This window comes from Nitrosospira sp. NpAV, assembly GCF_000832065.1.
Lineage (GTDB): Bacteria > Pseudomonadota > Gammaproteobacteria > Burkholderiales > Nitrosomonadaceae > Nitrosospira.
Genome location: NZ_JXQM01000220.1, coordinates 1 through 295 on the forward strand (window position 1 = coordinate 1; position 295 = coordinate 295).

Sequence of the window (295 nt, forward strand, 5' to 3'; positions counted from 1 at the left end):
AAAACAAGCAAGAAGTTAAGAGTCTACCGAAATGTACATAATCAAGACTATTCTGCTCCAGATGCGCCGCATCTCACCTATTACATACGGCGCATCACTATCAATATTTCACCAGATACGATCCAAGATACAAGAGGACATGCGCCGCATCTAATCATGGAGTTACGCCGCATCTTATGGCGGTGTACGAATATTCCTGAATATTATAATCTTGGACCCCACGCGAAGTTAAGTCAATGCGCCGCATCTACTTACTAGATGCGCCGCATCTCACCCTCAGACAGAAACTATAAAT

Annotated in this window: 1 protein-coding gene; it reads left to right on the plus strand. The window is 43.7% G+C overall.

Features of this window, described 5'->3' with window-relative positions; genetic code table 11:
* Positions 1-258: hypothetical protein (locus SQ11_RS18010; protein ID WP_232298051.1), on the plus strand; the 258-nt coding region annotated here is incomplete at its 5' end.
* Between the last annotated feature and the right edge of the window lie 37 nt (positions 259-295).